The organism is Desulfofundulus luciae (assembly GCF_030813795.1).
Classification (GTDB): domain Bacteria; phylum Bacillota; class Desulfotomaculia; order Desulfotomaculales; family Desulfovirgulaceae; genus Desulfofundulus; species Desulfofundulus luciae.
This window is the reverse complement of the sequence record NZ_JAUSUX010000049.1, coordinates 1-4,551: the sequence shown is the minus strand read 5'-3', so window position 1 is coordinate 4,551 and position 4,551 is coordinate 1. Positions and strand designations below refer to the sequence as shown.

Here is a 4,551-nt window from a genome sequence, read left to right as displayed (position 1 = left end):
AGCTTAACCGAACGCTATTCTTATCTTCGTCAAGCTTGGTGAACCGCCGGATGCGGACCCGCATGTCCGGTGGTGTGAGAGGACGGGGGCTAGCCGCCCCCTCCTGCTCGATACATATGCTCTAGCATCCTTTTTACTTCTTTCCTTAAAAGTTTTCCGGAAGTTGTTTTGGGCAGGCTTTCGATAAACTGTATTTTACGGGGCACCTTGTAAGGGGCCAGCCTCTGGGCACAGAAGGCCTCCAATTCCGCGATGTCAAGTCTTTCGTGGCCCCGGGGCATGACCAGGGCCATCACTTCTTCTCCCATCACCGGATCTGGGACACCCACCACCACGGCGTCGAAAACCTGGGGATGCAGGTAGAGAACATCTTCGACCTCCCGGGGATCGATGTTTAGTCCTCCACGGATGATTACATTCTTTTTGCGGCCGACGATGAACACATAGCCGTCTTCATCCATATAACCCAGGTCCCCCGTATGCAGCCAGCCGTTGCGCAGTACCTTTTGGGTTTCATCTTCCTGGTTAAAATACCCCTTCATTACGTTTGGTCCCCGGACCACGATTTCTCCCACCTGGCCGGCAGGCAGGGGTTGATCCTCATAATCAACAATTTTTACCTCCACGCCCGGAATGGGGGGGCCGACGGAACCCGGTTTTTTGATCCCAAAGACGGGATTGCAGCACACCACCGGGGAAGTTTCGGTAAGGCCGTAACCCTCCGTAATCTGCAGGCCAAACTTTTTCTCAAAGGCATGGAAAACCTGCACGGGCAGGTGAGCGCCTCCGCAAAAGGCGATTTTCCAGGAGCTGAGATCAAAATTTTCGGCCTGCGGGTCTTCCATCAGCAATACATACATGGTGGGCGGGCCAAAGAAAAAGGTGATCTTTTCATCCTGGATGGTTTGTAAGACCGCACGGGCTCCAGGCCATTTTTCATGGATGACCACCCTGGCCCCGGCGACCAGGGAAGCATGCAATACACAAGTCTGGGCCGCCGAGTGGTAGGCCGGCGCTACCAGCAAGGCCCGGTCCTGGGGAGTAAGCCCACAGAAGCGGGCAAAGGTGGACGCATTGCTGTAAAGGTTGCTGTGGGTTAACATCACTCCCTTGGGCTTACCGGTATTGCCGGGAGTGTAAAGTATTTCCGCTACGTCGTCCCTTTCCCCGCGCCGGGCAGGATCGTTGGCGGGAAATGATACCAGCAATTCCTCATAGCAATATGCATTTGGAACAGTTTTTGTAGCGTTTGTAACAATGAAGCCCCGGGGAATAGGGAGTTCCCTGGCGAGTTCGGTAAACATGGAGATATTTGCGGAGTTACAAATGATAAGGGCGGGGGAAGCGTCCCGGGCAATAACAGCTACTTCATGAATGGTATAAAGGGGATCAATGGGAACGGCAATGCCCCTTGCTCGCATAACTGCGTAAAAGGAAACCACGAATTCGGGGCAATTTTCCAGTGCTATGAGTACCCGTTCACCCGGTGCCAGCCCTAACTTCTTTAAGCCGTTGGCTAAACGGTTAATCCAGTAGTTGAGGGTTGCGTAGGGTATGCGTTGATCATGAAAAACCAGGGCTTCGTGATCGGGGGATAGCCGACCGACTTCGGCCAACCTCAAGGCCAGGTTCATTATGTTTACCTCCTTGTGCAGCCCGGGGCAATAGTAAGGGACGAAAAGCGTAATGAGCGTGCCAGTTTAGTATTTAAAAAATTCTCTTTTGAGCAAGCAAATCCTGCCGCGGTTATTTCTTTTATTTCGTATTAGGAGCTTTAGGAACCTTTAAATAAAAAAGAAGATAGCTGGACTCGTTCTGGGGTGGTTTTGTGGGTACGGCCACCATATTACCCCGTCAAATGTTGCCACTGGCCGGGATCATTTTCTGTTACCCGTAAATAACGGCGGAGCAGTTCTTCCCTCCCCATAGCCACGATTTTTGGAGAAAGCTTTTCCTTATGCCGGTGCAGGCGTAACCGTCCCTCGGAGTGATAGAGGCTCAGGAGCAAGCCCTGATACCAGCCGGCCAGGCCTTTAATGATGGCCGGAGGCTCGCTGACGGTAAAACCCAGGCGTTCTGTTCCCCGGTAAAGCATCGTTAATCCAACCACCGCCCGGATATTTTTTCCCTGGGGTGTACTTTGGACCCACCGGGCAAGGGCGGGGAGAGAACGCTTTACTTCTTTTAAAGTAAGCAGGGCAATCCGTTCCGGGCTTTTCCCGGTCCGGGTGATTTCTTTGAGCATTTCATTATTCAGATGAAGTTCGGCAATGGGATCTCGGGGCCGTAAAAGAGTCCCATCAGACAGGGCCAGGGGCCTGCCGCGATAACGCCGCGTCCTGAGGCGAAAAAGGGTAGGGTGACCGTCAAGGTAGAGCTCCTTTATCCCGAGTAAGCGTATAAGAAAGGAGTCCATCCTTTGCCCCAGGCGGCTCCAAAAATTTTCCTCGGGCAAATACAGTTCGGCTAGCGGTGCGATGGATAGACCCCGCTGTTGCAGCCCTTCGATAATTAAGGGGAGAGCCGCCAGCATTTTTGCTGGTGCCCCCGGGGTTGCTCCCGGAGTGTCATCGCTGTCGTGGAAAACCAGGATCGAACCGTCCCGTACCCGGGAAAGAACCTGGCGGGTTATGGATTCGGGGGTGCACCGGCGTCCCCAGTCCCAGCTCATAAAGGACCATAATACCACCCGCTGGCCAAACAGGTAACTGTGGAGCAGTGAGAAAAGGTTAAATAAACCCCAGGGCGGCCGGTACAGGCGCGGCGGTCGGCCGGTAATTTCCGCGATTACCCGGCTGGCTTCCCTTACCTCCCTGATCATAGCCCGGGGTCCTAAAAACCAGGGAAAATGATGGCGGAAGCCATGGCTGGCCACTTCGTGTCCTTCGGCAATCATTCTGGTGATCAATTCCGGGTGGGCTTTGGCCTTGTGCCCGAGCACAAAGAAACATGCCCGTAGCTTGTATTGCTTTAAGATGTCTAAAACCTGGGGTGTATAGACCGGATCGGGGCCGTCATCAAAGGTAATGGCTACCCGCCTGCCGCCCTGGGGTCCCTGCCAGATGACTCCGATATGGCATAGGCGCGCCAGGGCAGTGGGCAAGAGGGCGTATAACCCCAGGAAAAAGGTGAGTATTTTGAACAGGGCTTGCGTCATACCCTTCTCTCCAGCTTATGATAGTCTCCAGAAAACAATAATTGTTATTTAACAAGAAATTTTTCCAGCGGGTAAAAAGTATAAAAGAGAGCTACGGTTAGCAGGAGCAGCGTCGCCAGCATGATAGGGGCCGTGATACCTGCATTCCGGGCCACCAGGCTACCCACGGCCGGGCCAATAGCTGCTCCTAAACCCTCAACGGTAGCAAAAATACCCCACCCCGTGGCCTGTCGCTCCGGGGGGATAACCCTGGCCAGCAAGGTGTTCCAGGCCGGCAGGATCACGGCATAGGAAAGACCCAGCAAGATAGCCAGGGGAAAGGCACTATGGGGGCCATGGCTGGCGGTAAACAAACCCAAACAAAGGGCGCTTAACCCAAACCCGGCGGCTAAAAGACTGTTCAAGGTCACGCGGCCCATTACCATCCCCATCGGGAGGAGGCCAAGCACGGCGGCTCCTCCACCTGCCAGGAGCAAAAGACCATACTGGTTGTAACTTAAGCCCAACTGGTTTTGGGCAAAAAGGGGCAATACAGGTAATAAAAGGCCTGCGCAAAAGGTTTGCAAAAACATTCCCGGGATTAAGATACGCATTACTGCCGGATTGGTTGCCAGGTGGGCAAGGGAAGGAAAAATACCCTCCCTGGTTTGTTTTTCGCGGCGACCCCTGAAAGGTAAAATAAACAGAGTAAGAAGTACGGAAACCAGCCACAGGATGATGATCAGGGAAAAGGCCGGCTCAACCCCCCTGCGCAGGATGAAATTTACGGCAACCAGCCCGGCCCCGGCCCCAGCCAGCCATGCGGCAAAAACCAGGCCAATGCGGTTGGCCCGGCCGGGCATCTCAACCGGGGCCACCTCACTCATTACTCCCAGCCAGACAGGGGACATGCCCAGGCCAAAAAGGGCTGAGGCACCTATTAGAATAACGGGCAAAGGCCACAGTTTCATAGCCATCAAGGACGCCAGGCCGGTAATTAAACCAATCAGCAACACCGGCCTGCCCGTACGGTCGAAATGCCAGCCGGCGGCAGTTTTGGAGGCAGTTTCAGTAAAATAATGGGCAGAAACCGCAAAACCGGCCGCAGTTATGGACAGGCCCAGGTGCTTAACGGCATATATGGGAAGGAAGGAAAGGAAAAAGGCCCCCCTGGCAAATTCCGTAATAAAGAGGATGACCAGCAGCATCCATTCCTGGCGGGTAAGGTTTGCCGACAGCAATGGCCATGTATCCCCCTGACTCGAGATTTTTCTTCATTATACCGTAAAAACGGTAGATTTGGAAGGGTGTGCAAGGGGAGGTCCGTGTCAAGATCCAGTAGGTATCTCCACAAAAATTTTTTCCCGTTATGAGACCTCACCGCTCAAAAACATTAGCTTCAAGGCAGCGGCCTT

At 53.7% G+C, this 4,551-nt stretch carries 3 protein-coding genes; all 3 read right to left on the bottom strand.

Annotation, left to right across the window (positions count from 1 at the left end; all coding sequences use genetic code 11):
- Nucleotides 1-89: 89 nt before the first annotated feature.
- The 3 genes from J2Z49_RS14500 to J2Z49_RS14490 all read right to left on the bottom strand — a co-directional run bounded on the left by J2Z49_RS14500 (nt 90) and on the right by J2Z49_RS14490 (nt 4,377).
- On the bottom strand, nt 90-1,634 hold the full coding sequence (locus J2Z49_RS14500; protein WP_307403873.1) for a class I adenylate-forming enzyme family protein: 1,545 nt from the start codon (nt 1,632-1,634) through the stop codon (nt 90-92).
- Between the two features lie 212 nt (nt 1,635-1,846).
- Nucleotides 1,847-3,157: a polysaccharide deacetylase family protein gene (locus J2Z49_RS14495; RefSeq protein WP_307403871.1), complete on the bottom strand. Its 1,311-nt coding sequence runs from the start codon at nt 3,155-3,157 to the stop codon at nt 1,847-1,849.
- Between the two features lie 44 nt (nt 3,158-3,201).
- Nucleotides 3,202-4,377, bottom strand: a complete 1,176-nt coding sequence (locus J2Z49_RS14490) for an MFS transporter (protein ID WP_307403869.1) — start codon at nt 4,375-4,377, stop codon at nt 3,202-3,204.
- Nucleotides 4,378-4,551: the final 174 nt, after the last annotated feature.

Excerpts from the sequence above, each read along its gene's own strand:
- J2Z49_RS14500 (WP_307403873.1), bottom strand. The coding sequence starts at position 1,634 with ATGAACCTGGCCTTGAGGTTGGCCGAAGTCGGTCGGCTATCCCCCGAT.
- J2Z49_RS14495 (WP_307403871.1), bottom strand. The coding sequence starts at position 3,157 with ATGACGCAAGCCCTGTTCAAAATACTCACCTTTTTCCTGGGGTTATAC.